This window comes from Paraburkholderia sp. BR13439, from assembly GCF_040948805.1.
GTDB lineage: Bacteria > Pseudomonadota > Gammaproteobacteria > Burkholderiales > Burkholderiaceae > Paraburkholderia > Paraburkholderia youngii.
This window is the reverse complement of the sequence record NZ_JBFPKN010000015.1, coordinates 136,852-154,752: the sequence shown is the minus strand read 5'-3', so window position 1 is coordinate 154,752 and position 17,901 is coordinate 136,852. Positions and strand designations below refer to the sequence as shown.

The following is a 17,901-nucleotide window of genomic DNA, read 5'->3' as shown; positions in this document are numbered from 1 at the left end:
CGGGAGGATTCCACATGGAACCCCAACCGTATAGCGCCAAGTCGACCGCATTACTGCTCGTCGATCCATATAACGACTTCCTGTCAGAAGGTGGCAAGGTCTGGCCGTTTATCAAGGACATTGCACACGAGGTGAGGCTGCTCGATAACCTCCGCGCCATCCAGAAGGCTGTACGGGATGCAGGTATCCAGGTCGTGATCGTCCCGCATCGTCGCTGGCAACCGGGTGACTACGAATGCTGGTGCCACCCGAGCCCAAGCCAGCAGAAGATCATGCAAGGCCATCACTTCGCCAGGGGCGAATGGGGTGGCGACTGGCATCCCGAATTCGCTCCTCAACCCGGCGACATCGTGGCGCAGGAGCATTGGGGCTCAAGTGGTTTCGCCAACACCGATCTCGATTTCCAGCTCAAGCAGCATGGCATCACACACATCGTCGTAGTGGGATTGCTTGCCAACACCTGCATCGAGGCCACCGCGCGATATGCAACGGAACTCGGCTATCACGTCACCCTGGTCAAGGACGCCACGGCTGCCCTCAAACGCGAAATGATGCGCGCAGCGCACGAACTGAACGGACCGACGTACGCGCACAATATCGTCAGCGCACGCGAGCTCATTGCGGCCTTACCTACGGTCTGAGTCTCCCGAAAATACGTGCAGTTGGTGCGAGAGAGCGGACTCGCCCGTGCCTGGCCACGGGCGCTCATTCAACTCACCATTTCCACGCGATGTCACAGCGACCTGTCTGTGTGCCGGCGAGCGTGATCTCCCGTCGCCCGCTCTTGCTGATGGCGATAAGCTGTGCGCTCGCCGTCTCGGTCATTTACTACCATCGGCCGTTGCTGCCACAGATAGCATCGACGTTCGGTGTGTCGCCGACGCGCGCAAGTCTAATTTCTTCGCTGACCCAGCTCGGATACACAGCGGGCCTGTTATTCATCGTGCCGCTCGCAGATCGCGTTCAGTCACGCAAGCTCGCTTCCGATATGCTCGCGCAAAGCGATTCAAGCGCAGTTCCGGTCCCAGTGCGGCGAGAAGGACAACGTGGTTTTCGCCGATGCCGCAGACTTTGTTGCGCACCGATAGTGAGACCTACGAGGCTTCCTCACTCTCCTTGACATGCAAGCAATCTGTTGCCTATAGTAAATGCAACAGATCACTTGCCTATAGCCGTTCATGGCCGAGCTCCCCGACGACACAGACCTGCTATTCAAAGCCCTCGCCGATCCGAGCCGGCGCAAGCTGCTGGACGTGCTGCATGGGCACGACGGCCAGACCCTGAACGACCTGTGCGAGCACCTCGACATGACACGGCAAGGCGTGACGCAGCATCTGGGCCTGCTGGAAGCGGCGAACCTCGTCGTGACGGTGCGCAGCGGGCGCGAGAAATTGCACTTCCTCAATCCAGTGCCGCTGCAGCAGATCTACGAGCGCTGGATTGCCAAGTTCGAAAAACCGCGCCTGAAGGCGCTCTCTTCCCTGAAACGACGCCTGGAGAAAGGCAATGACTAGATCGACATTCGTCTACGTGACCTATATCCGCACCACGCCGGAACAGTTGTGGTCGGCGCTCACCGACGCGGAGTTCATCAAGCAGTACTGGTTCGGCATGCACTGCGATAGCGAATGGACGGCGGGCTCGTCGTGGAAACTCGTGTCGAGCGCGGGGGAGACTTTCGACGCGGGCGAGATCATCGAGGCTGTGCCGCCGCGGCGCCTCGTGATTCGCTGGCGGCATCAAAAACGGCCCGAGCTGCAGGCCGAAGGCGATTCGCGCTGCACGATGGAGCTCGAACCGAGCGGAACGGCGGTCAAGCTGACGCTCACGCACACGATCGAGCGCGATCAGTCGAAGTTCATCGAGGCGGTGTCGGGCGGCTGGCCGAAGATCATGTCCAACCTCAAATCGCTGCTGGAAACCGGCTCGATTGCGTTGCAGGAGGCTTATCCAGCCAATGGCGGCAGTCATGCCGGGAAGGCATGAAGCGGGGCCACACTGAAGCGCAGCAGGCATCGCTTGATCGCAGGCTCGATAGCCGTCCGTCCGCGAAATCGCGCTGATAGAATCGTCTGCCTACCCTCGCCCGTCTCAGGAAACCAGCATGGAAATCCAACCCTATCTGTACTTCAACGGCCGTTGTGAGGAAGCCATTGCGTTCTATCGTTCGGCGCTCGGCGCGCAGGAGTTGCTGAAGCTGCGCGCGAAAGACGCGCCACCCGATCCCGCTCACCCGGTCGCGCCCGAACACGCCGACAAGATCATGCACGCGACGCTCGTCATCGGTAACACGCACGTGCTGATGTCGGATGGCGATTGCCGCGGCGGCGATACCGTGCATGCGGGCTTCAGCCTGTCGATCACCGCCGACGACCAGGCGTCCGGCGAGAAATATTTCAACGCGCTGGCGGATGGCGGACAGGTCACGATGCCGTTTCAGCAGACCTTCTGGACCAGCGGCTTCGGTACGTTGATCGACCGCTTCGGCGTGCCGTGGATGGTCAACGTGCGGCACGAGGAGCCTGCGGCATAGCCTTTGGAGCGGGCCTTCGTTGAGTCACCTGCTGCGCGCGGTTCCGCGTCCCGTTCCATCCGGGCGAAACCGGGACGAAATCGATAAGAGCAGGAGCCCCCGAGCGCATGGAACGGCGCATGCTGCGCCGAAAGCGAACCAGCCAGGAGAACCGTCGATGCAGGAAGTTCATCTCCACCGCGGCTTCACCATCACCGTGCTCGTCGAGGACGACCCGGCCGGCGGTTCGTCGATCACCACGCGAATCGATCGCACTGGTACCGACGCTCGCGACCTCGAAGCCTGGACCGCTCCGCGGCATGCGCGCTCCGCGCTGCGCGGCAAGCCCGCGATCGGCGAGGCCGTCGACAATGCCCAGCGCCCGATCGACTCCGCATTGGGCGACCCCGATCCGTTGGACGAATAGTTCTGTCATGCGCCGCGCCTGAGCGACGCCTACTGCGTCGCGGACGCCCCGCTCGCCGGCGTGCTGTGGACCGCCGCGGCGTGGCTCGCGGCGGGCGATGCGCTCGCTGCCGCGCCCGCCTCGTCGTTCGCACGCTTCGCCGCGTCGCTATCGCCGGGTGTGCCACGCGGGCTCGCCGAATTGCTCATCACGCCGCTGCTCATCTGGCCCGTCGAGATGCGGCCGTTCTCGGCCGACCGCTTGCAGCCGGACGCGCCCGCCATCAACGCAATGGCCGATAGCGCGATCAGCATGTTTGTCGCAACTTGTCGCATGATTCGCTCTCCCTGGGATGACTCGGCTCCCGTAGCGAAGCATTCGACATGCCCATCGCAGCCCTGTGCGGCTGGATACCCGCGCGCGTACACGGACCAGGTCGAGAAAACGAGCTTTGGGACTTGCCATCGAGAGCGGGGCCTTCAGGCCCCGTCGTCTTCTCCGACGACGCCGAACTCGGCCGTCGTTTTCACGTAGAACAGATGCAAACCCTCAGCGCGCAGACGATCGAACAGCCGATCGGCTTCGTCGCTCGTCACCGCCATCACGACGGACAACGGTTGATCGGCAAGCTCGAAGAAGTGCGCGGAGTGAATGCGGTGATGATGGCCGATGCCTTCGCAAGCTGGAATCACGGTCGCGCCGCGCAGGCCGAGTTCGCCCGCGAGACGCACGAGCCAGTCGGCAAGCGGCTTGCCATGATGGCTGCGCCCCTGCTGGGTGAAGAACGTGATCTGAAAGCCGTGCATGTCAGTACCTCCCCAATGCGGGTCGGGCCGGGGAAGCGCCGGTTGCAGCCGATTCGCCATACCGGCTCGCCACATCACGGCTCAGGAAGGTCATGACCACAGTGTAGATGTCGGGCCGCGCGAGTGCCAGGTCGAAGCTGGCCACGTGCCGCGCGGTCCCGGCTCACTGACCGTACACGTCGAAATCGAAATACTTTTTCGCAATGCGGTCGTAAGTGCCGTCGGCGCGGATATCGGCAATGGCTTTGTCGATCTTTTCCTGCAGATCGGTATCTTCTTTACGCAAACCGATCGCCGTGCCGCTGCCGAGCGTTTTCGCGTCGTAAAGCGGATTGCCGGCAAATCCGAAGTCCTTGCCGCGCGAGGTGCGCAAAAAGCCGATATCGGCTTGCACCGCGTTCTGTAATGACGCGTCGATACGGCCGGCGAGCAGATCCGAATACACCAGATCCTGATCCTGATACGGCACGATCACCGCGCCGGCCGGCTCCCAATACGTCTTCGCGTAGGTTTCCTGAATCGAGCCCTGCTCGACGCCGATGCGCTTGCCCTTCAGCGCTTGCGGCGTCGGCTCGATCGGTGAGCCCTTCTTCGCGACGAGACGCGTCGGAATGCGGAACACCTTCGACGAGAACCCGATCTGCGCCTGACGCGCGGGCGTCATCGACATCGTCGACAGCACGCCGTCGAATTTGCGGCCTTTCAGCGCGGCAATCATGCCGTCGAACGAATTCTCGATCCACACGCATTTCGCGTTGAGCCGGCGGCAAATCTCATTGCCGAGATCGATATCGAAGCCGACGAGCTTGCCGTCGGCGGCTTTCGATTCGAACGGCGGATAGCTCGCGTCGACCCCGAACCGCACGGTCGACCAATCCTTGGCGATTGCGCTCCCGGACGCTACGGCCAGCAGTGCAATCGTCAGGGTGGCCAAGGTGGCTTTCATTGTTGCTCCTTATCGGTCTTTTTTAGATGAATTCAAAAAGGCGGCGCAGCGTTATACGCCCGCCGCGAGAAACCCAACATTCGACCTTGTTCCGGCCGTCTGCGCAAATTCATTAAAAAAATCAATTCATGCAGGCCGCGCATAGGCCGACATCGGGCTTCGGCGGGCAAATAGCTCTTGGTTCTTTGCAAATAAAACCTGTTCCGGAGCAGTGAAACCAGTCGCTTAACTCAACAGCATTACCACTTCGGCGGGGTTTTCTTTTTCCAGTTACGGGATCACTCATCCCAGCCGAAAATGGCGAGCGTGGATTCCCCTTCCCGGATGCGACGCATCTGATCTGCTTCCCTGGCCTCACGAGCTTGCGCAGCGGCAATCACTTCAGCAACACGGGCTACCGGAATCGCGACCACACCGTCTTCGTCAGCGACGATAAGATCACCGGCTTCAACCGTCACATCGTCGAAGCGGGTCGGCGCATTGATCCAGCCACGGGCCCCGAAGTCCTTGCCCGTACCCCGGATGCACAGGCCACGCGCATAGACCGGGAAACCCATTTCTGCGAGCAACCGCTGGTCGCGTACACAGCCATTGATCACGAGGCCGCCGAGACCGCGCGCAAGAGCCGCAGTGGACATGACCTCGTCCCAGTAGCCATACTCATAGGCGTCCCCCACGGACCAACCAGAACGTCTCCCGGGTCGGCTGCATAGATCGCACGATGCAGCCACAGGTTGTCGCCGCCCGGTGCGTGAACGGTGAGCGCAGGTCCGCAGATCCTGCATCCGGGGGTCACGGGTTTGATCGCGGGGGGCATGACCCCGATCTTGCCCGCTGCTTCGTGGAGCGTCGCGGCAGGAAGAGCAGAAGCCTGCGCCAGAAGATCCGGGCTCGGACGCCTGATATCGAGCCTGGTGGTCGTCTTCGGATTGAAACGGGGCTCGCTCATACCTGGTCTCCGGTGCGACGCGTCTGTAACTGGTGATACTTGAACTGGGCGCGAGCGTCATCGAGGCGCATGCCGGTCGCGACCGCTTCGCGAATCGATTTTTCGGCGGCTTCGATTTCTTCGGCAGCGGCAAGCACGCGTTCTTCGTGTTCCTTCGGAATCGAGATCACGCCGTCTGCGTCACCGCGCAGCAGATCGCCGGGCGCGACACGCACATTTCCTATCGTGACCGGTACGTTTGTGCCCTCTACCTGCACGCGATCCTTGCCCGTGCGCATCCAGTTGTCTTTGGAGAACACCGGATAGCCGAGCGACAGGCATAGATGGACGTCGCGGTTGATGCCGTCGATCACTGTGCCCGCGATGCCGCGACGATGCGCGATTTCGGTCAGGATATCGCCCCATACCGTCGCATCTTCACGACCGCCGTTGTCGAGCACGATGACCGATCCCGAAGGCACATCGTCGATGAAATCACCGACCGTACCAGCGGGCGAACCAGCCGGACCGTAGAGTATGGTGAACGCACGGCCAGCCATACGAAACGACGGGTCACGCGGTTTGATCTTGTAACACTGGCCGGGCAGGCCCAGACGATCGAGTGCATCGCTCAGCGTCGCGGTTTCGAGTTTTGCCGCGCGCTCGACATTCTTGTCGACTTCGATTTCAGACATGATCAATCCTTGAGCATGAATTCGTAGTTGCTGGCCATCACTTCGTGGACGGGAGTGCCGGCCAACACTGCCTTGGCCATCAGCGCTTCCTTGCCGACGATCATTTCGGCAGTTTCGATCACCTTGGCAATATTGGCGGCGCTGATGAAGATCACGGCGCTGCTGTCCGCAATGACATAGTCGCCGGCATTCGTCGTGATACCAAAAACCGTGACCGGTTCGTTGACCGATTTTTCGACGATGCGCGAGCGTGCAGTTCGCGACGTCAGTTTCTGCGTGAAGACCGGGAATCCGATTTCGCGCGATTCGTCGATATCGCGAACCGGACCATCGGCGACGACGCCGGCGATTCCCTTGACCTTGGCTGCGAGCGATAGTATGCCGCCCCAGCACCCGGCGTCCACGCCGCTCGTTTGCTCGATGACGATCACGGAATCGGGATCCCCGAATTCGACGGCTGTCGTGCCCAGATGGCGCGGCGGTCCCGGAGGCGGCTCACCCGGCGCGAGTTTCATCGTGATCACGCGGCCTGCGATGCGTTTCGATCCCGATGCCTGGGGGACGCCGGTCACGACGCCCGAAAGCCCGAACTTGTCGAGCGCGTCTGACACTGCACAGCAGTCCAGCCGCCCCAGGCGATGGACAATTTCATCTTTCGTTGTCGTCGATTTTCCTTTGTGGACCATACAGCTTCTCCGACGAACTATGGTCGTTCAATTTTCCGCGCTCTTGAGGGCGTCGATCGCGATTTCGCGCACTAATGCGAGACTCCCGCGCAGACGCGCCACTTCGGACGATGCCAGGCACGAAAAGAATTCTTCTTCAGCTTTGTTCACGGCTTCGCTGCAACGCATGAACGTCTCCCATCCGAGTGGTGTGCGTTGAATGCGGAGTGCTCGCGCGTCGTTCTCGCTTGCCATTTTTTCCAGAAGCCCACGCTGTTCCAGCGCTTTCACCGACTCGCCCATAGCCTGGGCTGTCATGTGAGCACGGCGCGCCAGTTCTGCACTGGAGCATGGTTCATGGTTGGACAGCAGATCGAGAAGAAGGAATTGGCGGGCCGTGATGTTCTCGCCGTTCAGTGTCTCGTCGATGCGACTGACGACCAGCCGGTTTAATTGTTGAATCAGGAAGAAAATTCGAATGGATGTGCTCATTTTTCGGGCCTTGGAAAAGATTGCGCCTCGATCGTAATAGTAGAACGTTCGTGGACTGTCATTGTAGCCGCAGTCGCGTCCCCATGTAACGCTAATGTCGCCTTATGATATACGGGTCAATGCGCAGCTAAACCCGCATATTTAAGGGAAAGTACTTGGTCGCAATACTACATGACGTTGATATTATCTGTTGCGACCCTGGTCGAGACCCTGGCCGGAAACCTGGTCGAGGACCGGCCATGCAATTCGGAACACTGGAGAACACAACATGAGCGACGCGGGTGCCGAAATATCGAATCTGGGCTACGTGGTAGTCGGTGCACAGGACCTTGAAGCGTGGTCCAGGTTTGCGAGCGACATCCTCGGGCTCCAGGTGAAGGCCGCGCCGGACGGTAATTCGTTGACGCTGCGTATGGACGAGTACGTGCAGCGGATTCTCGTTCAGAAAAGCGACGACGAAGACATCTTCGAAGCGGGCTGGGAGTTCGAGACTCCGGAGAAACTCGAAGCCTACGTCGAACGTCTTCGGGGTATCGGTCAGGCCGTCGAGCGAGGAGGTCCGGCACTGTGCGGGGAACGCCGGGTCGAGATGCTCTACCACTGCGACGATCCTTCGGGCTTCCGTCACGCGTTCTACACCGGGCCTCATATCGCTCCGATGACCGACGCCTGGCATTCGAAGGTCATGCGCGGTAGTTTCGAGACCGGCAGGCTCGGAATCGGCCACATCGTGATCCGGTCAAAAGACCTCGATCAATCTGTCGATTTCTATCGCAAGGTCCTGGGCCTCAAGCTCAGCGACTATATCCGCGCAGAACTTGCGCCCGGCGTCAAAGTCGATGTGACATTCATGCACACGACTGGTGGGCGTCATCATTCGCTGGCCACAGGCACGATGCCAGGCAACAAACGTCTCGGTCACCTGATGCTCCAGGTTCAGGACATGAACGACGTTGGGCTCGCATACGATCGCTGCATCGCTGCCGGTCTGCCGATGCTCATGCATCTGGGCCGTCATCCTAACGATCTCACGTTCTCGTTCTATGTCAAATCGCCTTCAGGATTCGCCGTCGAATACGGCCATGGCGGGATCGTCGTGGACGACGCAACCTGGAAGGTGTCCACGCACCCGCGGTTGAGCGACTGGGGTCATAAATTTGGCTGATCGAATGACTGCATAAAAAAAGGAAATATTATGAACAGTAGAGAAGTCGCGACGCAGATTCCGACAGAAGATGAACTGGTGGCGCGTGCTCGCGTCATGATTCCGTGGCTGCGCGAGCGAGCTGCTGAAGTCGAGGCCGCACGTTCGGTCCCCGCCGACATCATCGAAAAATTCGTTGAAGCAGGTTTTTTCCGTATCCTCCAGCCGCGTCGCTGGGGCGGCTACGAGATGAATCCGGCTGTGTTCTTCAAGGTGCTGATGGAACTCGGCCGCGGCTGCTGCTCCAGCGCCTGGAACATGATGATTCTGGGCGTCCATCCGTGGGAATTCGGGCTCTTTCCGCAGCAGGCCGGTGACGACGTATGGTCGGCCAAGGATGACGTGATTGTCGCGTCATCCTATGCGCCGGTCGGTTCGGTCAAAAAGGTCGAGGGCGGCTACATCATCGACGGTAAGTGGCCGACTTCGAGCGGTACCGATCACGGTGAATGGGTGATTCTCGGCGCGTTCGAGCGCGACGATGAAGGCAAGCCCATCGACAAACTCAGCTTACTGCTTCCACGATCCGACTACCAGGTCATCGATGACTGGCATGTCATGGGTCTTTGCGGCACCGGCAGCAAGAGTCTGCTTGTCGAGAAGGTCTTCGTTCCCGAACATCGGACACACAGTATTTCCGATTACTCGATGGACCCTCGTGGCTCCGCGTTCCTGTTCCCGTTCGTGCAGATTTTCGCGGGTTCGGTATCGGCGGTCACAGTCGGTATGGCTCAGGGCGCGATCGATCACTACATCGAGCAGATGAAGTCGCGGCGGAATGGCACGACCGGCAAGCCCGTCAGCTCGAGCCCCTACGTCAAGGACAGGCTGGCCAACGCAGTGCTGCTCGTGCGCTCGGCGCGCGCCCGTCTGCTCCAAATGATGATCGAAACGACAAAGATTGTGCAACGTCGTGAACTGATCCCGATTGAAGACCAGGTGCTGTACAGGCTCGATGTCGCATCGGTCGGTCGTGACTGTCAGGAAGCGGTGCAATTGCTGTTCACGGCAACTGCGGCGAAAGGGCTTTTTAACGACCAGCCGATCCAGCGCATCATGCGCGACGTGATGGCGGCCGCAAATCACATCACGCAGAACGCGGACGATAACGCAGGGACGCTCGGCGGTTTCCTGCTCGGTGAGGCACTGCCGCCGTTGCAATATTCCCGCTAATCGTCGGGCACTAATTTCTAAATCGGATATTTCTGGAGCACACCAAATGTCCTTTACCGAAGCAGGTACCAGCCAGTTCGTGACGATCAACGAACCGCGCCTCGAGAATTTCAAGCTCCACTACAACGACATGGGCGCTGGCCCTGCGGTCATCATGCTCCACGGCGGCGGTCCGGGTGCGAGCGGCTGGAGCAATTACTACCGCAATATCGAAGCACTGGCGGCAGCGGGTTTCCGCGTCATCCTGCTCGATCAGCCTGGCTTCAACAAATCCGATGAACTGAAAATGACGGACACGCCGCGCAATGTGCTGAACGCACGCGCAATCAAGGGCGTGATGGATGCCCTCGGTCTCGACAAGGCGAATCTGGTCGGCAACTCGATGGGCGGCGCGACGGCCATCGCATTCGCTCTCGACTTCGCTGATCGCCTCGACAAGATGATTCTGATGGGCCCCGGTGCGCAAGGTCCGAGCCTTTTTCAGCCGCAGCCAGCAGAAGGCATCAAGCGTATGTCGCGTCTTTACGCGCAGCCTTCGTACGAGAACTTCGAGGCCATGCTCGAAGTCTTCGTCTACAACCCGGCTGGTATTACTGAGGAACTGCGTCAAGGCCGCTGGAACAATATCCAGTCGAACCTGAACCACCTGAAAAACTGGGCAGAAGGCGGCAAGATCATGCCCTCGACATCGATGGACCTGTCGGCACGTTTCCCCGAGATCAAGCACAAGACGCTCATCACGTGGGGCCGTGACGATCGTTTCGTCCCTATCGATCACGGTCTGCGCATGATCAACACGATGCAGGATGCACGCCTGCACGTATTCCCGAAATGCGGCCACTGGGCACAATGGGAACACGCGGAAGAGTTCAACCGTCTGATCATCGACTTCCTGCGCGACTGATTCGCACCGCCTGCTGTGCGTAATGAGCCCTGACAGATCGAAATCTGTCAGGGTTTTTTGTTTTTTGTTGTTTTTTATCGACGCAACGTCGACAGCGTTCGCGCAACTAAACCTGTTTGTTGGTCTCACGAGACGGCTGATGTCGGCTTCGGTGTACTTCAGTTTGTTTCGGGTCGTGAACGTGTCCTCTGCGTGCCTGACGGTTTTGCTGCGCTCTGCTGCTTGAGCAGATCGAGCGCGACGTCGACGATCATGTCTTCCTGCCCGCCGACCATGCGGCGTTTGCCCAGTTCGACCAGGATGTCGACAGTGCGCAGGTCGTATTTCTTCGCGGCGACTTCCGAGTGACGCAGGAAGCTCGAATACACTCCGGCATAGCCGAGCGCGAGCGTCTCGCGGTCCACGCGCACCGGGCGGTCCTGCAGCGGCCGCACGATATCGTCGGCCGCATCCATCAGCGTGTATAGATCGGTGCCATGGTTCCAGCTCATGCGCTCTGCCGCGGCGATGAACACTTCCAGCGGCGCATTGCCGGCGCCGGCGCCCATCCCTGCCAGCGATGCATCGATACGGTCGCAGCCCTCCTCGACCGCGACGATCGAGTTCGCCACGCCTAGGCTAAGGTTGTGGTGCGCATGAATACCGGTGCTGGTTTCCGGCTTCAGCACCGCCTTCAGCGAGCGGAAACGGCTGCGCACATCGTTCATGCTCAGCGCGCCGCCCGAATCCACCACGTAGATCGTGGTCGCGCCGTAGCTTTCCATCTTCTTCGCTTCCTGCGCCAGATTCTCCGGAGAGGTCATATGGCTCATCATCAGGAAGCCCACGGTATCCATGCCGAGTTCGCGCGCATACTCGATATGCTGCTTCGAGATGTCGGCCTCGGTACAGTGCGTGGCCACGCGCACGATGCGTGCACCGGCGTTGTATGCCGCCTTCAGGTCATGGATGGTGCCGATACCCGGCAGAAGCAGCGTGGCGATCTGCGAGTGCGTCACGACGTCGGCCACCGCCTCGATCCATTCGATGTCGCTGTGCGCGCCGAAGCCGTAGTTGAAGCTCGAGCCCTGCAGGCCGTCGCCATGCGCGACTTCGATCGAATCGACCCGGGCTTTGTCCAGCTCGCGGGCGATGTCCTGGGCGTTCTTGATCGAGTACTGGTGGCGGATCGCATGGCTGCCGTCGCGCAGCGTCACGTCGGAGATATAGAGTTTCTTGCTCATGGGTAAATAGTCCTTTATGCCGCCGCTGCCGAAGCCGCAATGCGCTCCACCGTTGCCAGCGCCGCCGAGGTCATGATGTCGAGATTGCCGGCATAGGCTGGCAGGTAGTGCGCCGCGCCTTCCACTTCGAGAAAGATCGAGGTCTTGAGACCGCTGAATTTGCCGAGGCCCGGGATAGTGAGCGGCGCGCTCTCGGGGATCACATCGAACTGCACCTTCTGCTTGAGGCGATAGCCAGGCACATAGGCATTGACGGCTTTGGCCATCTGCTCGACCGAGGCTTGGACTTCGGCCTGACTGGTCGCTTCGGACAGCACATACACCGTGTCGCGCATCATCACCGGCGGCTCGGCCGGGTTCAGGATGATGATGGCCTTGCCCTTGGTGGCACCGCCGACCACTTCGATGGCCTTCGAGGTCGTTTCGGTAAATTCGTCGATATTGGCGCGCGTACCCGGGCCTGCCGACTTGCTGCTGATCGAGGCGACGATCTCGGCGTAGTGCACCTTGGCCACGCGCGATACGGCCGCCACCATCGGGATCGTGGCCTGGCCGCCGCAGGTCACCATGTTGACGTTCGGCGCTGCCAGGTGCGCTTCGAGGTTCACCACCGGCACGCAATACGGGCCGATGGCCGCCGGCGTCAGGTCGATCACGCGTATGCCGGGCTTGTGCTGGCGCAGGAAGGCGTCGTTCTTCACATGCGCTCCTGCCGAGGTGGCGTCGAACACCACATCGATGTCCTTGAACATCGGCAGGTTCACCAGACCCCGCACGCCCTCGAACGTGGTCGCCACGCTCAGACGCGCGGCGCGTGCGAGGCCGTCCGAGTTCTGGTCGATGCCGACCATCGCGCCCATTTCCAGATGCTTGCCGTGCCGCATGATCTTGATCATGAGGTCGGTGCCGATATTGCCGGACCCGATGATCGCGGCCTTGAGTTTTGCCGAAGCCATGTGTTTTCCAGAATCCTGAAGAATTGGTTGACGAGACCTGCGCAATGACCTGTTATGCGAATGTCGCGCGCACGCTGCCGAGGCCTTCGATTTGCGCCGTATAGGTACCGGGCTGCGTGACCGCGACCATCGGTCCCAGCGCGCCAGTCAGCACCACATCGCCGGCGCGCAGCGGCGTACCGAGCTGCACCATGCGGTCGGCCAGCCAGATCGCGGCATTGAGCGGATTGCCAAGGCAGGCCGCGCCGCTGCCCTGCGACAGCACTTCGCCGTCGCGTTCGAGCGTCATGGCGGCCTTGAACAGATCGAGGTCCGCGAGCGGTACCGGGCGGCTGCCGACCACGAAGGCCGCGCTCGAGGCGTTATCGGCCACGGTATCGACGAAACGGATATCCCAGCCACGGATGCGGCTGTCCACCACTTCGATCGCGGCCAGCGCGTAATCGGTGGCGTTGATCAGGTCTACATAGGTGTGCTTGTCGCACTTCAGGCCCCGCCTGAGCACGAGTGCGATCTCGGCTTCGACCTTCGGCTGGATCAGACCGGCCAGCTGAATCGGCTGGTGGTCGCCGTAGGCCATGCTGGCAAACAGCGCGCCGAAATCGGGCTGGTCCACGCCGAGCTGTTTCTGCACCGGCAGCGAGGTCAGGCCGATCTTGCGGCCGACGATGCGCTCGCCTGCCTCCACGCGTGCATCGACGTTGGCCTGCTGTACCGCGTAGGCGGTCGCCATGTCGTCCAGCGGTATACCGCCCTGCGGAATGCCGCCCAGCGCGACCTCGCGGCGCACCGGATCGATCGCTTCGCGGGTATGTTCCGCTTCGCGCAGACGCGCGGCGATGGCCTCAATGTTCTCCTTCGTCATCCTTTGTTCTCCTCTCGCTCCGGCTGCGGTTCGGGCTCTGATGCAAATAGCTCCGGCGAATCGGTTAGCGTGTCGGACTGAACAAATAGAGAGCCGACTAGAACAAGCAAGCCGAAAAGCCGGGAGGAATTGTTCGCAGGTCGTCACTTCGACCGCGAGGTGATCATCGTGTGTGTCCGCTGGTACTTGCATTACAAGCTCAGTCTGCGGGCTCTTGTGGAAAATATGGTAGAACGAGGTTTGTCGCTGGCCCACACGACGATGCTGCGCTCACGAGAGCTTTGCGGTTTCGTTCCCGCTCGCCCTGCTCAGCAGCGCTTTCTATGCGATTCCTGTTCATTGGTTCGCGATTTATGCTCCGCGCTTCCTCCCCACATTCGGTCGCCCTCGCGCAGTTGCGCTTCACTTCATTCACTGTGACCAGCTTGTGGCGGGACTTGCACCCGCAGGAATGCGCCCTTGCTGGGCGCACACGAAAAACGACCCGGGCGCGCATGCGACCGGGTCGTCAAATCCCGCCCTTCGCGTTAGTCCGTACGGTACGGTAGAAAAAACATTAACTGAACGGCATTGCCGCCGAAGCGGGGGTTCTTGTTACCCGGATTCAAATCACTTCGAGCGCCCGATACTCCTCGCCGCAGCAAAGAACGACCACGTTGCGATCGCGACCATGATGATCGGGGCAATCATTGCATACCGCAGACCTTGTGTACCTGCCACGTGGCACGATGCGGCCACTGCGTCAGCGATCGGAGCCTTGCAGGCCGCCGCATAATCACCGCTACCGGTAAAGATGTTCGATGCGAACCTGTCGCTCATCCAGCCCACCCATGCCGGTCCCAGTCCTTGGCCGACAAGGTTCATCAGCAGGAACACGAGTGCCGAAGCCGTGGCGCGCATACGCGGTTCGAGTCGGCTGTGAATCACCGAAAACGAAGGACCGTTCCACACGTTCAGCGAAGTCGCCATCAAGAACATTGCGACGGTGGAGACCGCGAAGTTCATCGACGTAAATGAAATGATCGTGAACGGAATACCCAAAAGCGATCCGACCGCCGGAATCCAGCCGTACCAACGACGGTCACGTTTCGCCATCAAGTCCGAACCATAGCCACCGATCAAGCCGCCCACGAATGCGCCAACGCCATTGACGATCGCAAGCGTCAATCCCGCCTGTTGCATATTCAGGCCAAACGTGCGACCCATATAGATCGATTGGAACATGAACGTGCCGTAAATCGAAATTGAGGTCGTCACGATACCGAGAGACATTTGCCAGAACGGCTTTTCACGCACGAACGCGGCAAGGACTTCCCTGAGCGCCGGGACATGCTTGGACTCGATGGAGTCGAAGTTGCCACGCTTCGGTTCACGCAGCGTGAAATAAGCAATCAGGCCCAGGATGATACCCGGGAAACCGAATGCGTAGAACGCCATGCGCCAACCATAAAGGTGGGCAATCGTACCACCGCCGAATGCGCCAATGAAAACGCCAACTGCCGGTCCCAGTGCGTAGATACCGTAAACGGTTGCACGCTTGGACGGTGGAAACTGATCCGAAAGCAGCGAGTGCGAAGTCGGAGTCGAGCCCGCTTCACCGATACCGACGCCCAGACGGTAGACCATCATCGAAGCGAAGCTACCTGCGGTACCGCAAAGCATCGTCATCAGAGACCAGGCAACAATCGAAACCGAGATCATCAACTTGCGGTTATAACGTTCAGCCAGTCGCCCAATTGGAATACCGAGCGTCGCGTAGAAAATCGAGAACGCGAGACCGCTGAGCAAACCAAGCTGGAAATCCGAAAGCCCCATTTCACGTTTGAGCACCGGACCGACGATTGCGACCAGAATGCGATCCGTCATACTGGATGCATAGATTAAAACGAGCAAAAACAACAACCATCGCTCGTAACCTCGAGTCCGGGTCGAAATCCGGGTTGCTTCTGCGGTGGACATCTTCAGTCTCCTGTTACGCTCAGAATCTGAGCATTTATATCGATTAATTCATTCTTTTATTTGCTGCCCTTTACGCCCAGGTAACAAACCCTGCGCCGACGCCGGTACCTGCGGGAGTTCGCCTAAGCGGGAAATACTCGGCACTCTGCACATTCAGGTGCTCGAGCGCGCCCGCCACCGTTACCCAGTTCAGAATTTCCGAGGAACCGGAATTGAGTGCGCCTCGCGGGATGCTCTGGAGAAAATCGGCGTCCTTGTTCTCGAAGGCCGCAATGATCTGACGGTCGAGCGGTTCATCGACCACGAAGTGGCTCAAACCGCCGCTCGCGATGACCATTACGCGCTGGTCGCCCGGGATCGTTTCGACCACACGACGAATTGCACGGCCCACGTTGTAGCAACGACGCGAGGATGGGACGTTCGGACTGAAATAGGTATTCAACAGCACCGGTACGATCGGAATCGCGAGACCGGCAAACAGACGTTTGACCACGAAGCCATAGGCATGACCAAAACCCTTGTCCAGTGGGTCCTCCACGTGGTCCGAAGCCGCGACATCCACCTCTTCATCGATCAGTCCTTTGATCAACGCGAGCGCCATCTGGGGATCACAAGGCAATCCGTGGACCTGATCGAGCATATAGCCTTTGCGCACCGTACGTAGCCAATCAGGCGTCGTCGGCTCCTGGAGCTTGTCGATCGTGTATGCGGTCTGTCCGTGGTAGATCGCGAACGCCGGTTGATTGGCGCTGTTGAAAAGTTCTGCCTGATCGTCACCGACGATGATCGCGACATCGGGCTTGACTTGAGCAACGAATGCCGCGAGCTTGTCTAACGCGTCATTGCATTGCTGCTCCTTTTTTGCCAGCGTCGGAACATCCACTTCGTTCTCGTAGCGCGGCCCTACTTCAGTCAGCAACTGCGAATACGTCATCAACCGTCCATCGGACGTGTTGAGCTCCGGGTTTTCATAATCGACATTTGCCCGATGAATCCATTGTGCAGCTCCGAGCGTCAGAAGGGGCGTATGAGAAGTCGCGACGCCAGCAACGATTTTGGCCATGATGTTTAATCAATTCCGAATTTGCTTACGACAAAGCGCGGGACCGATGTCCCGCGCCGCGTTTCTCTGCCGATCGATTACTCTTCGCCGGTACGAAAACGCGAATACAGCTTCATGCAGTTGCAGCGGAAGATGTTGTTCTTGTCCTCTTGCGAGAGCATGGCCATCGATTCGATAACCGGCTTCAGATCGTCGAGGTCCAGACCCGTTTCCGGATCGACGGCGCTGCCGGTGCCTGGCTTTTCAGTGGCGAACAGTACCCGATCCGCACCCACCTTTTTGATCAGGAGTTCGAGCGAATCCTTGTCGTAATTGGTGGTGTCGTAGTGGAGTTGACGCAGCTTTTGTTCGAAAGGCATAACACCGCGACGGATGTTCCAGGCACGGAAACGGCCCATCTGGTACGGAATTGCGCCACCGGCGTGCGGGACGATCAGCTTCAGGTTCGGGAAACGATCGAACACGTCCGATTCCATCAGCGACAGAATGGCGATACTTTCTTCGTTGATAAATTTCAGCGTGTACGACTCGCGCGGCTGGCAACTGCCGGCTGAGTGGATCAGCGCAGGAATATCGAGTTCGCACAGCTTTTCATACAGCGGGAACCAAAACGGATCCCCCAGTCCCGGGGGCGGCGTGTCATCGCCTTCAGTCGGATCCGGATTCAGCAGACAACCGATAAAACCTTGCTCCTTTACGCGGAATTCGAGTTCTGCGAGGCAGTTGACCGGGCGCTCATTACGGTACTGCGGCAAACCTGCTACCTTGCGAAAACGCGTGGGCCACATTTCGGCGGTCTGGTGAACCAGATCGTTCATGTGCTTCGTCCATAGCGCCGTCACCTTCGCGGGCTTGATCGAATGCATCTGCATGTACGGACGCGGCGACAGGAACTGAATGTCCGTACCGACACGATCCATGATCTCGATGATCGTCTGACCGGCTTTGCGCACCGCGTCATCGCTCAACCTGGGCACACCGACGTGCGGATTAGCGCGGTGAGACGCGAGTTCGGCCATGAATTTATAGCTTTCGCCTGGAATCACGACGTGAGCATGCGAATCGATGATAAGTGACATTTTGGATATGACTCGTAGGGAAAAG

Annotated in this window: 20 protein-coding genes and 2 pseudogenes; 9 read left to right on the top strand and 13 right to left on the bottom strand. The window is 59.5% G+C overall.

What is annotated here, in order from left to right:
- The first annotated feature begins 14 nt into the window (after window positions 1-14).
- The 5 genes from AB3X96_RS27270 to AB3X96_RS27250 all read left to right on the top strand — a co-directional run bounded on the left by AB3X96_RS27270 (window position 15) and on the right by AB3X96_RS27250 (window position 2,939).
- Complete coding sequence (locus AB3X96_RS27270; RefSeq protein ID WP_368592169.1) at window positions 15-641, top strand: isochorismatase family cysteine hydrolase; 627 nt, start codon at window positions 15-17, stop codon at window positions 639-641.
- Window positions 642-1,178: 537 nt separating this feature from the next.
- Window positions 1,179-1,514: an ArsR/SmtB family transcription factor gene (locus AB3X96_RS27265; protein ID WP_368592168.1), complete on the top strand. Its 336-nt coding sequence runs from the start codon at window positions 1,179-1,181 to the stop codon at window positions 1,512-1,514.
- Window positions 1,507-1,986, top strand: a complete 480-nt coding sequence (locus tag AB3X96_RS27260; RefSeq protein ID WP_152852848.1) for an SRPBCC family protein — start codon at window positions 1,507-1,509, stop codon at window positions 1,984-1,986. The genes AB3X96_RS27265 and AB3X96_RS27260 overlap by 8 nt, the downstream gene beginning before the upstream one ends.
- 118 nt (window positions 1,987-2,104) lie before the next feature.
- Window positions 2,105-2,533: a VOC family protein gene (locus AB3X96_RS27255; protein ID WP_368592167.1), complete on the top strand. Its 429-nt coding sequence runs from the start codon at window positions 2,105-2,107 to the stop codon at window positions 2,531-2,533.
- A 157-nt stretch (window positions 2,534-2,690) separates the two neighbouring features.
- Window positions 2,691-2,939 carry a hypothetical protein gene (locus AB3X96_RS27250; RefSeq protein WP_368592166.1) on the top strand — a complete coding sequence of 83 codons (249 nt, stop codon included), beginning with the start codon at window positions 2,691-2,693 and terminating at the stop codon, window positions 2,937-2,939.
- A gap of 29 nt (window positions 2,940-2,968) precedes the next feature.
- Here the strand turns inward: AB3X96_RS27250 and AB3X96_RS27245 are convergent, their stop codons facing one another.
- The 7 genes and pseudogenes from AB3X96_RS27245 to AB3X96_RS27215 form a co-directional block, all read right to left on the bottom strand.
- A complete protein-coding gene (locus AB3X96_RS27245; protein WP_368592165.1) occupies window positions 2,969-3,253 on the bottom strand; it encodes a hypothetical protein in 285 nt (94 codons plus the stop codon).
- A gap of 144 nt (window positions 3,254-3,397) precedes the next feature.
- Entirely contained in the window at window positions 3,398-3,724 is a 327-nt protein-coding gene (locus tag AB3X96_RS27240; RefSeq protein ID WP_368592164.1) for a DUF190 domain-containing protein, read from the bottom strand.
- A 163-nt stretch (window positions 3,725-3,887) separates the two neighbouring features.
- Window positions 3,888-4,670, bottom strand: a complete 783-nt coding sequence (locus tag AB3X96_RS27235; RefSeq protein WP_368592163.1) for an ABC transporter substrate-binding protein — start codon at window positions 4,668-4,670, stop codon at window positions 3,888-3,890.
- Window positions 4,671-4,948: 278 nt separating this feature from the next.
- A pseudogene (locus AB3X96_RS27230) lies at window positions 4,949-5,619 on the bottom strand (4-carboxy-4-hydroxy-2-oxoadipate aldolase/oxaloacetate decarboxylase).
- Window positions 5,616-6,293: an RraA family protein gene (locus AB3X96_RS27225; protein ID WP_368592162.1), complete on the bottom strand. Its 678-nt coding sequence runs from the start codon at window positions 6,291-6,293 to the stop codon at window positions 5,616-5,618. The pseudogene AB3X96_RS27230 and the gene AB3X96_RS27225 overlap by 4 nt, the downstream one beginning before the upstream one ends.
- A 2-nt stretch (window positions 6,294-6,295) precedes the next feature.
- Window positions 6,296-6,979 (bottom strand): RraA family protein, encoded by a 684-nt coding sequence (locus AB3X96_RS27220; RefSeq protein ID WP_368592161.1) that lies wholly within the window; start codon window positions 6,977-6,979, stop codon window positions 6,296-6,298.
- A gap of 27 nt (window positions 6,980-7,006) precedes the next feature.
- Complete coding sequence (locus AB3X96_RS27215; protein ID WP_176380463.1) at window positions 7,007-7,450, bottom strand: MarR family winged helix-turn-helix transcriptional regulator; 444 nt, start codon at window positions 7,448-7,450, stop codon at window positions 7,007-7,009.
- Between the two features lie 268 nt (window positions 7,451-7,718).
- Here AB3X96_RS27215 and AB3X96_RS27210 point away from each other — a divergent pair, with 268 nt between their 5' ends.
- From AB3X96_RS27210 to bphD, 3 genes are read left to right on the top strand one after another with little or no spacing between them, the layout of a single operon-like run.
- Complete coding sequence (locus AB3X96_RS27210) at window positions 7,719-8,615, top strand: VOC family protein (protein ID WP_368592160.1); 897 nt, start codon at window positions 7,719-7,721, stop codon at window positions 8,613-8,615.
- A gap of 30 nt (window positions 8,616-8,645) precedes the next feature.
- Window positions 8,646-9,827 carry an acyl-CoA dehydrogenase family protein gene (locus AB3X96_RS27205; protein WP_368592159.1) on the top strand — a complete coding sequence of 394 codons (1,182 nt, stop codon included), beginning with the start codon at window positions 8,646-8,648 and terminating at the stop codon, window positions 9,825-9,827.
- A 46-nt stretch (window positions 9,828-9,873) separates the two neighbouring features.
- The gene (gene bphD / locus AB3X96_RS27200) at window positions 9,874-10,731 is read left to right on the top strand and encodes a 2-hydroxy-6-oxo-6-phenylhexa-2,4-dienoate hydrolase (protein WP_176380460.1); all 858 of its coding nucleotides are present in this window, start codon (window positions 9,874-9,876) and stop codon (window positions 10,729-10,731) included.
- A gap of 158 nt (window positions 10,732-10,889) precedes the next feature.
- Here the strand turns inward: bphD and dmpG are convergent, their stop codons facing one another.
- The 3 genes from dmpG to AB3X96_RS27185 are packed head-to-tail and all read right to left on the bottom strand — an operon-like array spanning window position 10,890 to window position 13,775.
- The gene (gene dmpG / locus AB3X96_RS27195) at window positions 10,890-11,954 is read right to left on the bottom strand and encodes a 4-hydroxy-2-oxovalerate aldolase (protein ID WP_368592158.1); all 1,065 of its coding nucleotides are present in this window, start codon (window positions 11,952-11,954) and stop codon (window positions 10,890-10,892) included.
- Window positions 11,955-11,968: 14 nt separating this feature from the next.
- A complete protein-coding gene (locus AB3X96_RS27190) occupies window positions 11,969-12,910 on the bottom strand; it encodes an acetaldehyde dehydrogenase (acetylating) (protein WP_368592157.1) in 942 nt (313 codons plus the stop codon).
- 52 nt (window positions 12,911-12,962) lie between these two features.
- A complete protein-coding gene (locus tag AB3X96_RS27185) occupies window positions 12,963-13,775 on the bottom strand; it encodes a 2-keto-4-pentenoate hydratase (RefSeq protein WP_368592156.1) in 813 nt (270 codons plus the stop codon).
- A 129-nt stretch (window positions 13,776-13,904) separates the two neighbouring features.
- Between AB3X96_RS27185 and AB3X96_RS27180 the strand changes: the two are divergent.
- Window positions 13,905-14,045 (top strand): annotated as a pseudogene (locus AB3X96_RS27180) (IS6 family transposase); the annotation flags it as partial.
- Between the two features lie 339 nt (window positions 14,046-14,384).
- Here AB3X96_RS27180 and AB3X96_RS27175 read toward each other — a convergent pair.
- The 3 genes from AB3X96_RS27175 to AB3X96_RS27165 all read right to left on the bottom strand — a co-directional run bounded on the left by AB3X96_RS27175 (window position 14,385) and on the right by AB3X96_RS27165 (window position 17,876).
- A complete protein-coding gene (locus AB3X96_RS27175) occupies window positions 14,385-15,734 on the bottom strand; it encodes a spinster family MFS transporter (protein ID WP_368592155.1) in 1,350 nt (449 codons plus the stop codon).
- Between the two features lie 70 nt (window positions 15,735-15,804).
- A complete protein-coding gene (locus AB3X96_RS27170) occupies window positions 15,805-16,797 on the bottom strand; it encodes a protocatechuate 3,4-dioxygenase (protein WP_368592154.1) in 993 nt (330 codons plus the stop codon).
- A gap of 77 nt (window positions 16,798-16,874) precedes the next feature.
- The gene (locus AB3X96_RS27165; protein ID WP_368592153.1) at window positions 16,875-17,876 is read right to left on the bottom strand and encodes an amidohydrolase family protein; all 1,002 of its coding nucleotides are present in this window, start codon (window positions 17,874-17,876) and stop codon (window positions 16,875-16,877) included.
- Window positions 17,877-17,901: the final 25 nt, after the last annotated feature.